The sequence below is a fragment of the Brevibacillus laterosporus genome (assembly GCA_007833815.1).
Taxonomy (GTDB): Bacteria; Bacillota; Bacilli; order Brevibacillales; family Brevibacillaceae; genus Brevibacillus_B; species Brevibacillus_B laterosporus_D.
Genome location: CP033464.1, coordinates 797,471 through 818,135, shown reverse-complemented (window position 1 = coordinate 818,135; position 20,665 = coordinate 797,471). Strand labels below are relative to the sequence as shown.

The 20,665-nt window shown below is 40.1% G+C and carries 16 protein-coding genes and 2 pseudogenes; 10 read left to right on the top strand and 8 right to left on the bottom strand.

Annotation, left to right across the window (positions count from 1 at the left end):
• Positions 1 to 66: 66 nt before the first annotated feature.
• The 7 genes and pseudogenes from EEL30_05055 to qoxA form a co-directional block, all read right to left on the bottom strand.
• Positions 67 to 1,487, bottom strand: a pseudogene (locus tag EEL30_05055) (sensor histidine kinase).
• An 8-nt stretch (positions 1,488 to 1,495) separates the two neighbouring features.
• Positions 1,496 to 2,167 carry a DNA-binding response regulator gene (locus EEL30_05050; protein QDX91792.1) on the bottom strand — a complete coding sequence of 224 codons (672 nt, stop codon included), beginning with the start codon at positions 2,165 to 2,167 and terminating at the stop codon, positions 1,496 to 1,498.
• A gap of 116 nt (positions 2,168 to 2,283) precedes the next feature.
• A complete protein-coding gene (manA, locus tag EEL30_05045) occupies positions 2,284 to 3,234 on the bottom strand; it encodes a mannose-6-phosphate isomerase, class I (protein ID QDX91791.1) in 951 nt (316 codons plus the stop codon).
• A 365-nt stretch (positions 3,235 to 3,599) separates the two neighbouring features.
• Positions 3,600 to 3,884 (bottom strand): cytochrome aa3 quinol oxidase subunit IV, encoded by a 285-nt coding sequence (qoxD, locus tag EEL30_05040; GenBank protein ID QDX91790.1) that lies wholly within the window; start codon positions 3,882 to 3,884, stop codon positions 3,600 to 3,602.
• 1 nt (position 3,885) lies between these two features.
• The gene (qoxC, locus tag EEL30_05035; protein QDX91789.1) at positions 3,886 to 4,482 is read right to left on the bottom strand and encodes a cytochrome aa3 quinol oxidase subunit III; all 597 of its coding nucleotides are present in this window, start codon (positions 4,480 to 4,482) and stop codon (positions 3,886 to 3,888) included.
• Complete coding sequence (qoxB, locus tag EEL30_05030; GenBank protein ID QDX91788.1) at positions 4,479 to 6,416, bottom strand: cytochrome aa3 quinol oxidase subunit I; 1,938 nt, start codon at positions 6,414 to 6,416, stop codon at positions 4,479 to 4,481. The genes qoxC and qoxB overlap by 4 nt, the downstream gene beginning before the upstream one ends.
• A 31-nt stretch (positions 6,417 to 6,447) precedes the next feature.
• Positions 6,448 to 7,410: a cytochrome aa3 quinol oxidase subunit II gene (gene qoxA, locus EEL30_05025; GenBank protein ID QDX91787.1), complete on the bottom strand. Its 963-nt coding sequence runs from the start codon at positions 7,408 to 7,410 to the stop codon at positions 6,448 to 6,450.
• 928 nt (positions 7,411 to 8,338) lie between these two features.
• Between qoxA and EEL30_05020 the strand changes: the two are divergent.
• The 10 genes and pseudogenes from EEL30_05020 (at position 8,339) to EEL30_04975 (ending at position 19,985) form a co-directional block, all read left to right on the top strand.
• Positions 8,339 to 8,476: pseudogene (locus tag EEL30_05020) on the top strand (GNAT family N-acetyltransferase).
• A gap of 150 nt (positions 8,477 to 8,626) precedes the next feature.
• On the top strand, positions 8,627 to 9,241 hold the full coding sequence (locus EEL30_05015) for a class I SAM-dependent methyltransferase (protein QDX91786.1): 615 nt from the start codon (positions 8,627 to 8,629) through the stop codon (positions 9,239 to 9,241).
• A gap of 40 nt (positions 9,242 to 9,281) precedes the next feature.
• The gene (locus tag EEL30_05010; GenBank protein ID QDX91785.1) at positions 9,282 to 10,796 is read left to right on the top strand and encodes a DEAD/DEAH box helicase; all 1,515 of its coding nucleotides are present in this window, start codon (positions 9,282 to 9,284) and stop codon (positions 10,794 to 10,796) included.
• Between the two features lie 159 nt (positions 10,797 to 10,955).
• Entirely contained in the window at positions 10,956 to 12,221 is a 1,266-nt protein-coding gene (locus EEL30_05005) for an MFS transporter (protein QDX91784.1), read from the top strand.
• Positions 12,222 to 12,307: 86 nt separating this feature from the next.
• Positions 12,308 to 13,534 carry a Bcr/CflA family efflux MFS transporter gene (locus tag EEL30_05000; protein ID QDX91783.1) on the top strand — a complete coding sequence of 409 codons (1,227 nt, stop codon included), beginning with the start codon at positions 12,308 to 12,310 and terminating at the stop codon, positions 13,532 to 13,534.
• Between the two features lie 407 nt (positions 13,535 to 13,941).
• Positions 13,942 to 14,712, top strand: coding sequence for a hypothetical protein (locus EEL30_04995; GenBank protein QDX91782.1), 771 nt, complete (start codon positions 13,942 to 13,944; stop codon positions 14,710 to 14,712).
• 86 nt (positions 14,713 to 14,798) lie between these two features.
• Positions 14,799 to 15,488 carry a 23S rRNA pseudouridine(2604) synthase RluF gene (rluF, locus tag EEL30_04990; GenBank protein ID QDX91781.1) on the top strand — a complete coding sequence of 230 codons (690 nt, stop codon included), beginning with the start codon at positions 14,799 to 14,801 and terminating at the stop codon, positions 15,486 to 15,488.
• Positions 15,489 to 15,714: 226 nt separating this feature from the next.
• Entirely contained in the window at positions 15,715 to 18,552 is a 2,838-nt protein-coding gene (locus tag EEL30_04985; GenBank protein QDX91780.1) for a response regulator, read from the top strand.
• A gap of 30 nt (positions 18,553 to 18,582) precedes the next feature.
• Entirely contained in the window at positions 18,583 to 19,428 is an 846-nt protein-coding gene (locus EEL30_04980) for a protein-glutamate O-methyltransferase CheR (protein ID QDX91779.1), read from the top strand.
• Between the two features lie 308 nt (positions 19,429 to 19,736).
• Complete coding sequence (locus EEL30_04975; GenBank protein QDX91778.1) at positions 19,737 to 19,985, top strand: hypothetical protein; 249 nt, start codon at positions 19,737 to 19,739, stop codon at positions 19,983 to 19,985.
• Here EEL30_04975 and EEL30_04970 read toward each other — a convergent pair.
• On the bottom strand, positions 19,974 to 20,501 hold the full coding sequence (locus EEL30_04970) for a hypothetical protein (protein ID QDX91777.1): 528 nt from the start codon (positions 20,499 to 20,501) through the stop codon (positions 19,974 to 19,976). The genes EEL30_04975 and EEL30_04970 overlap by 12 nt on opposite strands.
• Positions 20,502 to 20,665 lie beyond the last annotated feature (164 nt).

The window sequence follows — 20,665 nt, the reverse complement described above, 5'->3', positions numbered from 1 at the left end:
AAGATAACCAACGATTATTTCTGAATTACAACCCAATTGTTTCGTAAATGTATTATTTAAGCGGTTTCAGTTAGTCATATGCTCCAATCCAGCTGGAGTCGGGAAAATTAATTTCACTGTCGTACCGATCATTTCATCTGAAGAAATGTCCATGCTACCACCCTGTTTTTTCATGAGCTCTCGGCATATTAACAAGCCGAATCCATTGCCGAAACTAGACAGAAGTGCTTCGCCTGGTTGAGTGTGTTTCATTTGATCAAGCAATTCCTCACTGATTCCAATTCCATCATCCTCAATGACAAGGGTTACGCTGTGTTCGGTTATCTCTAAATCAAAATCAATGAAAGAAGCGTCACTATATTTAATCGCGTTATCTAACAGGTTTAAAAAAATTTGCTTTGTTTTATCTTGATCAGCCACTATTTTTACTGATTCTACGTGACTATGAATAGTGATTTTGTATTTATTCAACCGTGGCTGGACGATAAAAATAGCTTCTTTTAGAATCGGTTGAATATCACATATAGTGGGTGAGACGCTAAACTGACTGTTACCATACTTAGAAGTTTTGAGCAATTCTTCTACTAATGAGAGTAATCGTTCGCTTTCTACAGATATGTGTCTCAGACAATCTTTCACGTCTTGTTTATTTTTTAATCGGGGGATTAAATTGGCGTAACCCATAATAGCAGTGAGCGGTGTCTTCAATTCATGAGTGACACGATCCAAAAAATCCTTTTGTTTCACTTTTTCCTCTTGAAGCTGTGTTATATGTAGCTCAATCGCATGAGCCATCACATTAAAGGATTGAGCAAGCTGTTTAATCTCTTCATAATCCTGTAGCTCGATCTTACATTGGTATTGTCCATTTGCTAGCTGTTGGGCCATATCGCGTAATTTCTCAATAGGTTTACTAAGAGAGACTGCGAACCGATGAGCAAAGAGCGCCACAGCGACAAACATAAGAATACATGAGATTATAAACGTCTTATTGAAGTTGCTAATTAATAACGCCTCTTGTTCAAGCTTATGAATAAAGCGAACAACACCTGTCACTTTTCCATGCACATAAATAGGACTAGAAAATAGCAAGACGGGTACTGATGAAGTTTTTTCAATGATGTATGCTTTTTTGCCATCCAATGCTTGTACGATATCGAGATTTAAGTTGGGGAAAGCGGTTCGCTCGGTATCAGCTAATACTTCACTATTTATGCCGATGATTTGAGTGCGCGTACCTAAGCGTTTAGACAGATAGGAAGCGATTAGGGGGCACCATTTTGCAAAGTAACAGCGGCATCCGATTTTTCTCGTTCCACATAGTTAATGCTATAGATTTGTGCTTCCACGCTTAGTTTTTGTAAAGAGGTGACCGCATTCGTAAAAACATTTTTCTGTAAAGTAACGATCAAGACGACGTACAACAGAAGCATGACAGGAATTAATATGGCTAAGATTGTTACATTTAAGCTTTTTTTTAGTGTCATACCCTCACCTAGCAATCAATTTTATAGCCTACACCATATACGGTTTTGATTTTGTCACCGTACGTACCTAGTTTTTTGCGCAAGCGTTGGATCATGATATCAACAGCCCGTGTATTGTCTGGATATTCGAACTTCCAAACTTTCATCAGGAGATCATCACGTGTAAACACACGTTGTCTGTTTTTAAGCAACAAAAATAATAAATCATATTCCCGATACGTTAAGGTGATTTCATTTCCATCAAGAAACACTTTTCGTTCGTTAGGATGGATCATAAAGCGATCAATTTTAACATTATCCGGGTCTGGCTTCTCTTTCATTTTTTCCATACGACGCTCAATTATTTTGATTCGAAGTAAAAGCTCCGTACTATGAAAGGGCTTGGTGATATAATCATCTGCGCCTAGCTGTAAGCCTAATAACTTATCATTAATTTGCCCTTTGGCTGTTAACATGATGATGGGGATGTCGCTATCCTTCTCACGAAATTCACGCAATAATTGATAGCCATCTATGTCAGGTAGCATGACATCTAGGATGATCATGTCCGGTTGTTGGTTCCATTGCTCTAATGCCTCTACTCCATTAGTTGCCACTAATACCTGGTATCCCTCTATCTCTAATGTTAGGCGTATCAGGTTTAGTAAACTATTTTCATCGTCCACAACTAATACTTTCATACCAATCTCCTCTCCAGTGAAAGGTAAGCAAGAATTCACTAGTAGTATTGTTTCAATAAGAGTCAAAAAGTAGCCTATTGATTTCACAGGCTACTTTTTGCTCAATTGAATTTTATTTATGGATGAGAAATCATTACTTCTAAGGATCCAGATAGCGTATAGGTTCCAAATTCGGCTGGAAGGATAAAGTGATCGCCCTTCTTCAATGCAAAAGCTTGGCCGTCTTTTTCAAGAGTACCTGCTCCGTCTAGCACACTTGCCAATAAGAAAGATTGACCTTGTTCAAAGGAGGCTGTGCCATTGATTTCCCATTTATATACAGAGAAAAATTCATTTTGAACGTAGGTCGTGATGGTAGCAGCATCGTTTTTTTGTACAGTAATCGTTGGATTTGTATCAACATGAGGAGCTGTTGTTACATCGATTGCTTTTTTTAGATGTAAATCGCGCTTTTTCCCGTGATCATCCACACGATCGTAGTCGTACACACGATAAGTGGTGTCGGAGCTTTGTTGTGTTTCTAGCACAAGCGTTCCTTCACAAAGGGCATGGATCGTTCCGCTTGGGACATAGAAGAAGTCACCTGGCTTGATTTTCACTTTGCGTAAAAACGCAGACCATCTTCCCCCCATGATCATCTCTTCTACTTCTTCTTTTGTTTGCGCATTATGACCAAATACTAACTCAGCATCTTCGTCACAATCGATGATATACCAGCATTCTGTTTTTCCATACTCACCGTTTTCATGTTCGTGAGCATATTCATCGTTAGGGTGTACCTGTACAGATAGATCATCATTGGCATCTAAAATTTTGGTCAACAGTGGGAATTTTTCACTTTGATGATGACCGAACAATTCTCGATTGTTTTCCCAGAGGTCTGCTAGCGTTTTACCTTTATGAGCTCCGTTTAGAACGACGCACATACCGTTTGGATGGGCAGAAATTGCCCAGCATTCACCGGTTTTATCAGAAGGAATATCGTATGGAAAGCGATCACGCAAGGCTGTTCCACCCCAAATGCGTTCTTGAAAAACAGGTTGTAAAAATAGTGGCTGTATATTCATTATGTTCATCCTTTTCGCTAACATATCGTATTACTTGAGGCTAAATAACAGTCTTCATTATACAAAAAAAATATAAAGGAACAACCTTATTTTAAGGAAATGTAGATAAGTTATCATAGGTAAACCTATCCTGTGGGGATAAATAGATCAATAAAAGCAAAACAACACCCCGTAGATTATTAGTGTCTACAGGGTGCTGTTTCTATAGAGAGGCATTTGTAAAATGGTTTAGCTCTATTTATTTCGTAGAAGTCAAGGATTCTTTAACCATATCTACTGGTACATACATGCGTGTAAATAATCGGTTATTTCTGCACACTGACTACGTAAACTAGCAACTATTCGTTTTCAAGGAAGGATAGGAATTAATATCCCCAAATCATTGTAAACAAGGTACCGAAAATGGTGACCAAGCCTACAAATAGGGCGTACCCAACATTGATATATAGCGAGTTTGCTGTTGAATTTTCTTCATTAATATGCATGAAGACGAACAACTGCAAGGACGCTTGAATAATCGCACAGACCGACAAAATGACCATTCCTACTACTGGTGACATGTTCCAAAAGACGACGGATAGGGCAACCAGTGAAAGGACGAGGGAAAAGATATATCCCATGACGTGACGAATCGGGAATAGCTGTTTCATGTTACATCAATCCTTTCAAGTAGACAAAGCTGAAAATAAAGATCCAGACAACGTCAAGGAAGTGCCAGTATAGGGAGAAGATGAATGACTTGTTTGCTGTAGTCCCATTTAGACCTTCACGCTTAATCTGCATGATGATCCCAATTCCCCACAAAAGACCAAAGCTAACGTGCGCACCGTGAGTGCCTAACAGAACAAACAAGCTAGATAGGAAAGCACTGGTTTGCAAAGTAGCACCTTCATGAACGTAAGTGAAAAACTCGTAAATCTCAACGCCTAGGAAGCCTAATCCTAATAAAAGGGTAATAGCCAAAAAGACTAATGTAGGCTTTTTCAAACCAAGACGCATGCTGTGAATAGCTAATCCGCAAACGAAACTACTGGTTAACAGGAGAACCGTCTCGATCATAACGCCACTCAGTTCAAAAATATGGGAGGCAGTAGGGCCGTGTCCAGTACGCTGCCATAAGGTAAGATATACGGCAAATAGTGTAGAGAACAATACGATCTCGGCGCCTAAGAACAACCAGAATCCAAAAATCTTTAATCGGTTTTCTTCCGTACTGTATTCAAGCGGAAGGGAATTATCTATTTTCATACACGATCACCCCGCAATCTCTCTTCAGTCTCGATGATTTCCTTAACGGGAATGTGTCTGCCATGATCTCGTTCAAACGAGCGAACAGCTAGCATGATTATCACGAGAATTCCGGTGATAATCGCAGGAGTCCACCAGCTAAATACAAGGAAGAATCCTAAGAAGAAGAAGATTACACCAAGAATAAACGGTTGGCCGCTGTTATTTGGCATATGAATCTCTTCAATTTTATCCGTAAACATCGGTAGATTATTCTGTTTCGCAAACCAGAAAGAGTCACGACCTGTGTGATTAGGCATCACAGCAAAGTTGTACTCAGGTACAGGACTGTGCGTGCTCCATTCCAGCGTACGACCACCCCAAGGATCTCCGTTTAATTCGCGAGGACTGTAACGGCAGCTCCAATAGATGTTGTACACCAATAAGACAAAGCCAATGGTTAGTCCAATAGACCCGATGGTAGCGATCATATTTAGTGGACCAAATCCAGTTCCTGCTGAATATGTGTACATACGTCGTGTCATTCCATTCAAACCTAGGAAGAATAGAGGTAAGAATGTCACGTTAAAGGAAATAGCAATGACCCAGAAACTGATTTTACCTAAACGTTCATTCAGTTTAAAACCAAAGACTTTCGGGAACCAGTAGTACATACCAGCAATAACCGCAAATACCGTACCCGGAATCAACACATAGTGGAAGTGAGCTACTAAGAACATTGTGTTGTGGTATTGGTAATCGGCACTAGCCATAGCAAGCATGACACCTGTTACCCCACCAATAGTAAAGATCGGGATAAAGGCTAGTGAATAGAGCATCGGTGTTGTAAATTGAATTCGTCCCTTACGCAGTGTAAAGAGCCAGTTAAACATTTTTACCCCTGTGGGGACTGCTATGGCCATGGTTGTGATGGAGAAGAACCCATTCACTGCGCTACCGTGACCCATTGTATAGAAATGGTGAGCCCATACGACGAAAGAGAGTAGGGAAATGGCTACCATACTGATAATCATGGACGTGTAACCATACAAGTTCTTTCTTGAGAAGGTAGAGATGATATCACTATAAATACCGAACGCAGGTAGTACAACGATATATACCTCAGGATGACCCCAAATCCAGAACAGGTTGGCCCATAGCATATCCATACCGCCATTAGCCATTGTAAAGAACTGACTATCAAATAGACGATCAAACATCATTAGTGCCAACGCTACTGTTAAAACAGGGAAAGCAAACATGATGATAACGCAAGTGATTAGAACAGACCAAGTAAACATAGGCATGTCCATCATTTTCATGCGAGGAGCACGCATTTTTAAAATGGTAGCAGTAAAGTTAACACCGGTCATCAGTGTACCAATACCTGCGATTTGTAAGGCAATAGAGTAGTAGTTGTTACCTACTGTAGGACTGAATTCTTTACTTGCTAGTGGGAAGTAAGCAGTCCAACCAGCGTCAGGCGATCCCCCAATAACAAAGGAGATGTTAAATAGCATCGCACCTGCAAAAAACAGCCAGAAGCTAACCGCGTTAAGACGTGGGAATGCTACGTCTCTAGCACCGATTTGTAGAGGAATAACAACGTTCATGAGTCCGATGATAAACGGCATCGCCATAAATAGAATCATGATAACTCCATGTGTTGTAAAAACCTCATTATAATGTTGTGAATCTAGAAATTCCATATCAGGTGCAGACAGCTGAACACGCATCATGACGGCATCTACGCCACCACGGAATAGCATGATTAGAGCAGAAATGATGTACATAACACCGATTTTTTTATGGTCAACTGTAGTGAGCCATTCTCTCCACAAGTAGCCCCATTTTTTAAAGTAGGTTAAACCACCGAGGATAGCGAACGTAGCAAGAACAATACTTGCCATGGCGCCATAGATCATCGGTTCACCCGTAACGAAGAATTCGTCCATTTCATACCGATTTGACTCCTTTCTGAGCTAGTTATTTCTTATGCTGGTCGTGATTCATTTCGGAATGCTCGGAGTGCTCGGAAGAAGAATCAGAATGCCCGGAATGCTCAGAAGAAGAGTCTGGTTCCGATTCAGTTGTAGTTCCGCCTCCATGATTATGTCCACCATGGGCACCCTCGGGCGCTGGTCTAAATGTTAAGTGTGTGGAAGCATACGTCTTTCTTCCTACATGTTCCATATCAAGCAAGCTATCAAACTCAGGCTCTGTCAATGCAGGAGCCGTTTGCTTTACTTCATCTACCCATTTGGAGTAATCAGCCGGAGACATAGCTAGTACTTCAAACTCCATATGTGCAAAGCCTTTACCGGAGAAGTTAGAGTTTTTCCCCATAAAAGAACCCGGATGGTCAGCTGCAAAGTGTAATTTGGTAACCATGTCGGACATTGCGTATTTTTGACCACCAAGCTGTGGAATCCAGAAGCTTGTGATTGGTCCGTATGAATACAGGCGGAATTCAATTGGACGGTTTGTAGGGATATTGAGGTAGTTAACCGTCTCAATGTTTTCCTCTGGATAACTAAAATGCCATTTCCAGTTAGAAGAGGATGCGTAAATGACGATTGGATTTTGATCATCATACCCTGCTGGCTTTGTTTCCACTTGATCCAATGTTTTTACAGTAATAACCGACAGAATCACTACAATGATGATCGGGATAGCTGTCCAGGTAATTTCCAGTAGTTTACTACCTTCTTCGTGAGGAGGCTCATAGCCCTCGTTGGCTTTGGTAGCGCGATATTTAACTAACATGTAAACAAACAAAACATAAACAACAAGCAAAACAGCAGCCATAACCCACATGGAAAAAATAATGGTGTCCGATTGAATTTTGGCAACAGGTCCTTTTGGATCAAGTACCATTAATGGCTCACAACCGGATAATAAAAGAGTAAGACAAAAAAACATGAAAAGTAACGACCCTTTGTGTCTCATAAGTGACCCCTTTCTCTGAGATGTGTATTAGTCGAAGGAAGACGGGAGGATTTCTGCCCTAGGTAAAAGTCGTTTACCAATGTTCTATGTGATTACTTTCACTATGAAAACTCGTAAAAATATGTTTTCTAGTAGTATCGATAGACTTCATTTATACGGAATGTTGAGCTGAACGCCTTAAACGTAAGGGAGGATTACTACAAGTGAGGGATACTCCATGTAGAATAAGTTGTGGTTTTTTCGGTATGAAATGAATCATGGTTGACCTCCTAGGGTGTGAAATCAGTGGTGATTGAAAACAAGAAAGCCTCATGCAATAAACTATATTGGAATATTGCGCAAATGTTAAAAATAACAGTATAGAATCATTTTTAAGTTAATTCAATACGGTTTTTTCGTGAATACATTTGAGCAAAATACCTAACTTGGAGCTTCTAACAATGTTGGCATATGTTAGATAACCCCTGTATGAGCATACAAAAATAATTTTGATATGTTCCCATCTACCTCGAAAAAGTAAAAGCGCTTACTGCCCATCTTCATTTTATGCTTTCTTATCTAAATGGCAAGCACCTGATTGTGGTAGAGATGGCGCTATTACACATTAGATGTTAAAAATATCACAAATTCGCCACGAATTTTATCAATTTCATGTCATTTTTGTCAATTTTGTTATGTGAAAAAAAGTACAAATGATTTTTTGGTTACTTTTGGGAAATGGGGCATTTCGTTGATTCACTTCCAAAAATCAAATTGAAAAAATTTTTGTAACATTTCCTTTTATGCTTTCCCGGAAGAATAGAAACAACGCCTTAGCGTACTCTCCTTACGTCCATTTGACGACATTTTAGCTCAAGCTGTACCATTGAAGGATAAGCTAATGAAAAATTTGACAGCTTACAAACTATTCATATGGGGTGGAACTTATCAGCGAAGCATCGTATGTACATTGGAAACACAAAATCCTGGTAATATTGCTTTATATGAGCGTTACCAATTCACCACAATTGAAGTAATTCCCTTGCCTGAAAGTAAGCTAGAGCAGTATTGCATGGTTTATCAGTGAACTTAAATAAACCATTTTATTAGATATCTTTTCATTAACAATCATACCTGTCGTTCGCGATGATAATAATCCGGGCGACAGTTTTTTTTATTGTCATGGCATCTGTATAATAAGAAGATACAAGAATCGGATATAGAAGGTGATCGTGTTTTGCTAGAATGGACAGGAGAACGTATTATTCCAAAATTACTCAAGCCGATGAATGGAATGCTGTTGGAGCATTTGGCAAGGTATTATTTTTCTACTCCGTATTGTCATGGTAGAGTACTGGATATTGCCTGTGGTACCGGTTATGGGTGTCACATGGTTGTGAAGGAGCGAAAGCGGGAAGTAACGGAGATGATCGGTGTAGATTCGGATAAGGAGACCTTGTCTTATGCAAATCGTGAGTACAATCATCAAAAGGTTACATACTTACAACATGATGCATGCGATCAGGCACTTCCAGAAAAATTGGGTCTGTTTGATACGATTCTGAGCTTTGAGACAATTGAACATGTGGCAGATGATCAGATGTTTATGGAAAATATATATAATATGCTAAAGCCTGGAGGTACGTTGGTTCTTTCTAGTCCGTTTGGGAGAGGAAGAGGAATGCCAACCAGTGAACCCTTTCATGTTCACCAGCTTACTCCTGAGGAATTTGAACAGTTATTTGTTCGCTTTTCCGAAGTGGAGATTTATTATCAGCGTGGATTAACGTTTGAAAAACCACGTGACGGGGTTCGCTATTTTATTGGAATTGCTGTGTGCAAAAAAAGATAGGCAAAAGTTTTGTTATTGGTAACAGGAAGAGGTGGCGGTTTTGCCAAAGTTTCATACATTAGGAATTCAGGCTTCATTAGAAAAAGCACTACAACAGAACGGATTACACACACCCACAACTATTCAGGAGAAAGGAATTCCTGTGGTTTTGACGGGTGTAGATGTCATCGCACAAGCACAAACAGGTACGGGTAAAACGTTGGCATTTATTCTGCCTATTTTGCAGATGGTTGACCCGGAAAACCCAGATGTACAAGCCTTAATTGTTACGCCGACACGGGAATTAGCGCTACAAATTACTGCCGAGGTGAACAAGCTCATTTTCACACAACCTGGCGTACAGGTGCTAGCGATCTATGGCGGTCAAGATGTTGAGCGACAACTGAAGAAGCTAAAAGGTAGTAGACAAATCGTTATTGCCACTCCAGGTCGATTGCTTGATCATATGCGACGAGGCACAATTCAGCTTTCCCAAGTATCTCAGCTCGTTCTTGATGAAGCTGATCAGATGTTGCACCTTGGCTTCTTACCTGAAGTAGAGGAAATTATCCGGGCAACGTCACCGACGAGACAGACGCTACTATTCTCGGCGACCATGCCAAAACAAATCCAAAGTCTAGCAAAAGGCTTCATGCGCCAGCCTGTCACTATTCAGGTAAAGAGTGAAAAGGTCACGGTAACCAACATCGAGCAACGAGTAATTGAGACGACCGATCGGGCTAAACAAGCCGCCTTGCGTGAGGTCATTGATGAATGCCGACCTTTCTTGGCTGTTATCTTCTGTCGGACGAAACGGAGAGCTACTACTTTAAACGAAGCCTTGCGAGGATTCGGATATGCAACAGACGAGCTTCATGGCGATTTATCACAGTCCAAACGCGAACAAGTAATGAAGCGTTTTCGGGAAGCCAGCCTGCAATTTTTGGTGGCAACGGATGTCGCAGCACGGGGCTTAGATGTTGAAGGGGTCACGCATGTGTTTAACTATGACATTCCTCATGATGTAGAGAGCTATATACACCGTATCGGTAGAACAGGTCGAGCTGGTGGCACAGGGGTAGCGATCACGTTCGTTTCTCCTAAAGACCGTATGTTCTTAGATATGATCGAAAAGGGTATTGGGCAGTCGTTGAAAAAAGAGACATATAGTGGTTCTCATTCTCATGAGATTGATCATGAGGAAGAAGTGGGATACAACAAGGAAAGACAGACTGGACGATCACATAATGGGCGCCAGTCAAAAGGGCGTGACGGCAATCGCCAGAAGTCAACAGGATCAAGAGCTGGATCTAGATCGGAACCGAGATCAGCAACAAGATCAGGCAACGCAAAAACTGGGCAAACGAGACCGGGACAAAAATCTGGAGTAAAGCAAGGGGCAAAACCTACAACAAAACCCGGATCAAGACCTGGTTCACGTCAAGAAACAAAGTCGGGAGTTAAACCGGGAGCAAGACCGGGAACGAAGCCTACAACGAAATCAGGAGCAAAACCAAACCGACCGTCTGGTACGAGCAGATCCTCATCGGCTCAAAAAAGAACGAGAACCAGATAACATAGGAAGTAAAAGGCTGTTCAGTATTATTGCTGAACAGCCTTTTATATGCTGGACGGGTGGGAAACAAAAGTTCATAATATAATAAACATAATTATTTACAAAGTATACAATATAAAGTAGGATAGGAAGTACTAAAAGGTATGGGTGGGTGTTGCGATGGGCGAGGTGTTTGCGAATCGGAATTTCCGTATGCTGTTCTTCGGAAACTTATTCTCTGGCTTTGGGCAAGGCATGACCATGATCGGGATTGCTTGGTATATGGTACAGACAACTGGAACCGCTACCTTACTAGGCTCTACTATGTTTTTTTCGGGCTTAATCATGCTCATGTTAGGGCCGTATCTGGGTACTTTAATTGATCGGTTCTCACGTAAAAAAATATTGCTTGCGGAAAATTTATTAGGCTTTTTGGTATTATTTTTACTAGCAATTTGGGGCTATTTCGGCGAATACGCGAACAGTTCTCTTATCGTTATTTACATGGTGACCACGCTTATTTTTCAAGTACATTATCCTGCTCTAACAGCTTTGGTACAGGAGCAGTTTGAATCCAAGAACTATAACGATATCAATAGTTTACTTGAAATTGAGAGTCAGACGTCTGCCGTGTTGGCGGGTGGTGTAGCAGGATTTCTTCTGAGTCACATAGGTTTGCAATATGTGCTATTTTTTAATGCATTAACCTATCTATTTGCCTTTTTGATGGTGCACAGTATTTCTTATACCTTTACGTTGGAGAAGGAAGTAAAGCAGAATATAAATAACTCCTGGGTGGAACAATTTATGCAAAGCTGGGACTTTGTTCGAGAAAAGCGTGGCTTTTTCTTGTTCGGGATTGCCGTGATGATGCCGTTTGTAGCAGTGATGGCAACTAACTTTCTTGGACCTGTCTTTGTAGCACAGACATTAAAGGAAGATGTTCTTATTTATTCGTTAGGGGAAGTGGCTTATGCCATTGGAGCCATAGTAGCAGGTATTTATATCTATCATGTGATGAAAAGACTGGGTGAGTACACCTCTATGATTGGCAACATTCTGATATTTTCTCTTGGTTTAGCGGGGATGATCATCTTCTCCGTAGGATGGATCTATGTTGCCATGTATATTATCGTTGGCTGGGCCAATGCCTCCACCCGATTAATTAGACAATCACTCTATATGAAGCTCATTCCTAAAGAGCTAATGGGTCGAGTCATGAGTTTTTTCAGCTCAGTTGGAATGCTTATGCGTCTGATTTTAATCGGAGTATTTACCGTTATTACTGATAAAACAGGAGCGGTATTCGGACATATTGTCCTTATTGGATTGTTGATGCTGAGTGCTGTGGGAATTATGTGTTCTTTACGTCTTTTGTTACAGGCTTCGGGTGAGCAGTTCCCTCTGGAAAAGGAGACAGAATCTAATCCGGGACTTTCCAGTTAAAAGCTTGACAGATGTTTTGGGGTGTAACTATAATCGTTACAATTGTAATCTTACCTACTCGTTTTAAGAAAGGAAAGTAACATCTTATGAATTCTTCTTTACAGCAAGCAGCTCCAGTAGCTGCTGCAAAATCAAATCGCTTATGGTTAGCGGTTGTGTTAGGTGCTTTGTCTGCATTTGGACCGCTATCGCTCGATATGTATCTGCCTGCTTTGCCTGCAATGACTAAGGATTTTCAAACGACTGCTTCATCTGTGCAGCTTAGTTTGACTGCTTGTCTGTTAGGTTTGTCGTTAGGTCAGTTGTTTGCAGGACCATTAAGTGACATTCAGGGACGTCGTAAACCGCTAATGATAGGGCTAGTGATTTATGCAATCGCTTCTCTGCTGTGTGTATTTTCTACTTCTATATGGGCTTTAGTGGCTCTCCGTTTTATTCAAGGCGCGGCTGGTTCAGCTGGAATCGTTATTTCACGCGCGATGGTAAGGGATATTTATGTAGGACCAGAATTAACTAAATTTTTTGCTCTTTTAATGCTAGTTAATGGAGTTGCTCCTATTGCTGCTCCGATTTTTGGAAGTCAGCTCTTACGCTTTACCCCGTGGGAAGGCGTATTTGTAGTATTAGGAGCTATAGGTATTATCATGCTACTGGTTGTTCTGTTTGGATTACCTGAGTCATTACCTGTCGAGCGCCGATCCAAGGGCGGACTAAAAAGTACTTTGATTACATTTAAAGGCCTATTAGCAGATAAAATGTTCATGGGCTACGCTCTATCACAAGGGCTAGTAATAGCTGCCATGTTTGCTTATATATCCGGCTCTCCGTTTGTTTTGCAAAATATGTTCGGTGTATCAGCACAAATGTTTAGTGTGTTTTTTGCTATCAATGGTGTGGGAATCATACTTGCTAGTCAAGTTACCGGGAGATTAGCTGGTAAAATAAGTGAGAGTAAGCTGATGATCAGTGGTTTAATTTTAGCAACAATCGGTGGCGTTAGTTTACTGATTGTTACCTTGCTGGGTGGCGGATTATTTGCTATCTTGCTTCCTTTATTTGTAATCGTATCTTGTGTAGGGATTGTCAGTACAGCAGGGTTTTCTCTAGCGATGCAAAGTCAAGGGAAAGCAGCAGGAAGTGCCTCAGCTTTGTTAGGTGTTTTGTCTTTAATCTTCGGTGCGCTTCTTGCTCCACTAGTAGGTATAGGTGGAGATGGAACGGCTGTACCAATGGGTGTAGTAATAGCAGCAGCAGATGTGGGTGCACTTTTGTGCTATTATTTCATGGTGCATCGAGGCAAACAAGCGAACTAACACAAATGGAATCATTGAAAAGCAAGAAGGAATCATACTGTACACTTTTGCGTACAGATATGGTTCCTTTTTTCTCTATGGGTGGGTTCAAACCTATTTTGATTGAGCTGAATCATCTTAGCACATAATATCAACAGGCTATGAAACTTTCCTTGGTCAACCACGTAAATAGTATTACGTAAATTTTATGTAGAAAAATCCATTATCCGCTTGCTTACATTCTAAAGGGGAGTAGCTCTTGCAATAAAGTCGTCAATACGGGAAAAGTTCTTCTCCGGCTTTATTGGCAACCATACAGGTTGTTAGCAAGACCTTTACTAAGTTGAGCCAACGCCTATTTTTTATGGAAGACGTTGGTCCAGCTTAGTAAAGGTCTTTTTTAGATAAAAATAAGGGAGGTTAACTAGATGGATGTATCGCTACTAATGGAGTATGGATGGGTGCTGTTGATTCTAATTGCTCTGGAAGGAATTCTAGCCGCAGATAATGCACTCGTTTTAGCAATTATGGTAAAGGATTTACCTGAGGAACAGCGTAAAAAAGCTTTGTTTTATGGACTAACAGGGGCATTTGTCTTTCGCTTTGTCTCGTTGTTTATCATTTCCTTCTTGGTTGATGTGTGGCAAGTGCAAGCGTTGGGTGCTGTCTATCTCTTGTTTATCTCTATCAATCACATTTTTCGTAAAAAATATTGTAAGCCCAAAGATAAAGGGCAGACGGATAAAAAAAAGGGAGTCGGCAGTTTTTGGGGTACTGTAGCAAAAGTAGAGCTGGCCGATCTTGCCTTTGCAGTAGACTCTATTTTGGCTGCTTTGGCGCTTGCTGTTTCATTGCCTACTACCAACCTGCCTAAAATTGGAGGTATGGATGGAGGGCAATTCCTAGTTATCTTTACAGGAGGATTTATGGGGCTGATCATCATGAGATTTGCTGCCAATTATTTTGTTGCGTTATTAAAACAGCGACCTGGATTGGAAATAGCCGCTTTTTTAATTGTAGGATGGGTTGGTATTAAATTGCTGGTATATACGTTCTCGCATCCGAATGTTGCTTTTTTACCGGAGAGCTTCGCAACCATGACAGCTTGGAAAATTACGTTCTACGTGGTGCTAATTGGGATTGCCGTAGGTGGATGGTTTTTATCCAAAGAAAAAACGACAGAGCCAGATAGATCATAAATCATGTATAATTAATGATGCCTTAGATCATTTTGAGCCAGAGATTCCTAGGCTGAAATATCTGCTATGGAAGAAGGATACGATACATGAGAATTAATAAGTTTATCAGTGAAACGGGCTACTGTTCTCGCCGAGAAGCAGACAAGCTGATTGAAGCCGGGCGAGTCACGATTAATGGAGTGGTGGCAGAGCTAGGGAGCCAAGCGGATCGTGGAGATGACGTGAACATCGACGGGAAAGCTCTAGGGACGAAGAAGGCGTCTGTCTATATTGCTTTGCATAAACCTGTCGGCATTACTTGCACAACAGAGCGGCATATAAAAGGAAATATTATTGATTTCGTCAATCATCCAGAGCGAATTTTCCCCATTGGCCGATTAGATAAAGACTCCGAGGGACTGATCCTGTTAACCAATGACGGGGATATAGTGAACAGGATCTTGCGAGCGGAGAACAACCATGATAAAGAGTATATTGTGACGGTCGACAAACCGATTACGGATGCTTTTCTAAAAGGAATGGCTAGTGGGGTACATATTCTTGGTACCATGACTAAACCTTGCCAAGTGAAGCGTATTAACGAACGATCATTTCGGATCATTTTAACCCAAGGATTGAATCGACAAATTCGCCGAATGTGTCAGGCGTTTGGCTACAGTGTTCAGCGTTTGCAACGTATTCGTATTATGAACATTCATTTGGAGGGGATAAAAAAGGGTGAGTGGCGTGAGATAAGTACGAAGGAATTAAATCAATTACTGCAAAACTTAACGTAAAGTAACCCAATTGATGTAGAAAAAGAAGGCACTTTTTTGTTTACTGCTAGCATACCAGGCAGAGGCAATGGAGTGCCTTTTTTGTGAGTTGGGAGGGACAACAATGCTACTGACGATAGCCACGACGTAAGCTGATTCAAGCTAATTTATTTAGGGTAAATAAGAGGGAATTTCATATTTTTACGTAAAAGAGGATGATAGAAAATGAGTATGGGATGGGAGAGACATGACTTTTCGTAAAAAACAAATGCTTGGTTATGGCTTCATTTTGTTCTTATTACTTATCCTAGCCTCTCTGGTTATCTTTATGATTAATAGTATTAAAGATAACGTCGAAGAGATTGCTAATGATCGTGCAGTGAAAATCAAGCTAGTCAATGAATTGCAGTCCAAATTTTTCCATGTGGATCAAGAGCTTAGCTATATCATCGCAGAGAATAATATACAATTAATAAACCGAAAAATTGAAAAAATGAATCAAGAAATTTTAGATGCTAACTCTCTCATGAATGTAATCGGTATTAGAATGAATACAGAGTCTGGACAACAATTATTAGCACAAATCAAAACCCACTATACCGACTATCTCACCTATCAAAAGCAGATTGTGGCCTATGTTAAAGAGGGTAACAAGGAAATGGCCAGAGGAATGTATGTAGGTGGAAAAGAAGAGACGCGTAAAAATGTTATGGAGAAAACAGAAGAATTTAAGAATCGCCAACAAGAATTAATGGATGAAGCAGCTGATGAATCCGTACAAACCTACTATAACATGCTGTTAATAATCGTTTCGAGCGTCATATTCTGTTTAGTATTAGGAATTGGAACTGCAAGTTGGGCTATACGCAGTACTTCACGCAGTCTTGGTCATATTTCCAATACGATTTCTGGAATTGACTTTAAACAAGCTGAAAATCTGCCTCGCATACCAGTTTTAACAAAAGATGAAATAGGGAACATTTGTGAATCATTTAACGAGATGGCATCATCTCTGGAAGATCATACGATTAAGGTAAAAGAATTTAATACGAGAATAACTGAGCAAAGCTGGGTAAAAACCCAACAAGCTAATATGGCTAATTTAACGCAAGGAATGCAAGATTTTGATTCATTAGGACAAGAATTTATTTCTAAGCTAGCCTGGATCATAGAGGCTTCCTATGGTGCCTTTTATTTAGCATCTGGAAAAGGGAAAAGCAAGGAATTTAAAAAAATTGCTACTTTTGCAACAAGTAGTGAAGACGTTGGAATTACTAGTTTCCGTCTAGGTGAGGGGCTAGTAGGTCAATGTGCGCAGGAGAAGAGAACGGTCTCATTAAAAGATATACCTGATCAGTACATCAAAATTACGTCTGCTTTAGGAGAAGCTGTTCCAAAACAAATTTTGATTGTTCCGGTTACTTTTGAAAATGAAACGGTTGCTGTGATTGAAATGGCTACATTAGAGACGTTTTCTGACTTACATAAGCAACTGATGGAAGACGTCACAAGTCATCTGGGAACCACTGTAAATCGGATTTTCGATCGTTTAGAGGTAGAGCGCTTATTGCGTGAATCACAAGCGATGACAGAAGAGTTGCAAGCACAATCCGAAGAGCTGCAGACGCAGTCTGAAGAATTGCAGATGCAAACAGAGGAGCTTACTAGCATCAATGAAAGAATAGAAGAGCAAAAGCAATATGCAGAAGAGAAGGCACGAGAGCTAGAGCAAACAAAGATAGAGCTAGAGGGACAGACAGAAGCCCTATTGAAGAGCTCTCAATACAAATCTGAATTCCTAGCTAATATGTCACATGAATTGCGTACGCCACTTAATAGCATTCTAATCCTCTCTGAAATGCTCTCTGAGAATCTTAATGAGACTCTTACCTCAGAAGAGCAAGAATATGCTCGTGTTATTAACTTCTCTGGTTCTGACTTACTCAGCTTGATTAATGATATTTTAGATCTTTCTAAAGTAGAGGCTGGTAAACTGGAAGTCATTTTTGAAGAGGTAAACATCAGTGAATTGCCGATGTTTATGGAAAGTCACTTCTCTCACATTGCGGCCCAGAAAAATATTGACTTCCATGTTGAAGTACATCCTGATGCACCTGATATTATGTACACCGATGAACAACGACTTCATCAAATCTTGCGGAATCTACTATCCAATGCCTTTAAATTTACCAAAGAAGGTTCAGTAACTTTACAAATAAAAAAGGCAGACTCCTTGCTTGTAAATATCATAATGCCGGGGGAGGCTTATGCAGATTACTATTTAGAGATTTCCGTAACGGATACAGGTATTGGCATAGCAGAGGACAAGAGAGAACACATCTTTGAAGCCTTCCATCAAGCAGATGGAGCAATCAGCAGAAAGTATGGAGGGACAGGTTTAGGATTATCAATTTGCCGGGAATTTGCCCGTCTATTGGGCGGTTGTATTACCTTGGAAAGTGAAGAGGGTTGCGGTAGTACCTTTACCTTGTATATCCCCAATATGCAGGAGGGCATGACACAGGAGCTGGTTACTGTTCGTGCGGAAGCTGCGGTAGCCTATATGGGGGAGGTCAATGAAGAGAGCTCACAATCTCCTGCATCTGACTGGCAAATGGAACTGTCTATGCAGCAAAGTCAAGTAACTATAGATCAAACCCAATTGGTTGCTCAACAAACGAATAAGGTTGTCCAGCCAGTATCAAGCTTGTTTACAGGCAAACGTGTACTGGTTGTCGATGATGACAACCGGAATGTCTTTGCGCTAACGACCATTCTTGAACGTGAAGGATTTGAAGTCGTCACAGCGAGTAACGGAAGAGAGTGCCTTGAAGTTCTAGAAAATGATCCAGAGATGGATATCATACTCATGGATATTATGATGCCAGAGATGGATGGATATGAAGCAATGCAGGCTATTCGCCAAAAAACTGACATGGAAAATGTCCCCATCATTGCTTTGACGGCAAAAGCTATGAAATATGATCGAGAAAAATGCCTGAAGGCTGGAGCTTCCGATTACATCAGTAAGCCGTTAAAGATGAGCCAACTTCTATCAGTTATGCGTGTCTGGCTGGTGAAGTAGGTGTATTAAACAGATGGGGGATATAGATTGATGACTTCTTTGACCGAGCAAAGTGATTATCAGATGGACGAACGAGAAAGTATTGAAATTGATCTTCTGTTGGAAGGGATATATCGGATGTATGGGTTTGATTACCGTGATTATGTCAGATCATCCATTCGAAGGCGTATATGGAATCGCATGTTGCAAGACAGGATTCCTACTATTACAGCCCTTTTGGAAAAAGTGCTTCATGATCCTAAATATGTAGATAAATTGCTACATGATTTTTCGATCAACGTAACAGAAATGTTTCGAGATCCTAGCTTTTTCTACGCTTTTCGTAAAAAGGTTATTCCTGCTCTTCGCCAGCTTCCTGAAATTAGGATTTGGCATGCAGGCTGTTCAACAGGAGAAGAAGCATATTCCATGGCTATCCTCATAGAAGAAGAGAATATAAGTCATAAGACTAAAATTTATGCTACAGATATGAATGAGGAAGTTTTGAAACGAGCGGAAAAGGGCACCTTTTCTTTAAAGAAAATGCAGAATTATACTAGGAATTATATACAAGCAGGTGGCAAAAAAGCTTTTAGTGAATATTATTCGACTGATTCGGAGTTTGCAATATTAAACCAATCCATCTTAAAAAATGTTACCTTTGCCCAACATAATTTAGTAACAGATTGTTCTTTTAATGAGTTTCATGTGGTGATATGTCGGAATGTCTTGATATACTTTAATACTGATTTGCAGAGCCGTGTCTTTCAACTATTTGATGGGAGCTTATCTACTAATGGCTTCTTTGGATTAGGAAGTAAAGAGTCTCTCGCTTTTGTAAAAGATATGGGGCATTATCAGGAGATTGAAGGAGTAAGAATATACCAAAAACTGTAACTGTAAACATTTTATTGTTACAGTCTCCCTTTCCTAGGGTAAAGCATACCTTCGGTGAAAAAGAAAGCTAGTCGGCAAGCTTCAAGAAAGGCTACATCTACGCTGGATATTGATATCTATAGTCTGACTCATCCGGATCATTACGGACGAACAGCAGTCTAGCGGAAAAACACAAAAAGAGGCTTTGAAGATTGCCACAAAAGGTTCATTCAACATTCAAAGGCTGCAAGTACAAAAAATGATATTTTCTTGTTGAAAGTCTCTTAGTGTACAAAATTTCCGAAATGTTGGAGATCACTTTAAGGACAATGAAAAGGACGGCTCCCTACTGTTTACTAGGGAGCCGTCCTTTTGTCTTGCAGGGAATCAGCTCTTATATACTATTTAATGGTTGGTTTACGCTCGGTTTTTACATAAAAAATAGCGCGAACTGCGCCCAACAAACCAGGAGCTTTTTGCTCAATTTGCCAAAAAGCGAGCCTAGCAGAAAAATGGAGCTAGAGGAGATCAAGTTCTTTTTTGTAAGAGCGCGGCTCAACCGGAGTTTAATTTTTTAGGGTGAATTCCTTATTAAATTTAGTTATTTTTTCAATATATGCATCGATCTTGTCAAAACCTTTTATGTACAATTCAGCTTTACCACCTTCAGTATCGGTTTTATCATAATAAGTTTCATAAATGATCGTTTCTAGTTCTTGTATTAGACCCTTGATTTCAATTAACTCCTTTATTTTATTCTTATCAACTGAAGTATTAATATTTTCAAGATGTGAAAAAATCTCATTAAACTTAAAATAGATTGTTGTTAAGTCCCCACGACCTATAGCAGTGTCAATAGTTGATGAGAACTCTTTTATACTTTCATGCTTCTTTTTAACATTAATAATAATGTCAGTGCTTTTCTTATCTGAATGAAGCAAATCTTGTATTCCATCGTAAGTAGTTAATAGAAGAAATAAATTATGCCCTGCAAGACTCTCCAGTCTTAACTCAAGTTCCTTTTTTTCGATTTGAAGATTAATTACATAGATGCCAATCAATAGAAATAGCACTATTCCGATTTTTTTTACCATGTAATTGCAACTCCCCCACTTAATACCTAATTGCTACTAATCATTTTGACGATTATTCTTTTCCAAAAGTTTCATAAACTAGTCTCCTTTCTTCTTCGAGCGGTAACGTTTATACATAATGCTTATTTTCAGACATGGTTTTTCAAAAAATTTCGTAACGAGGG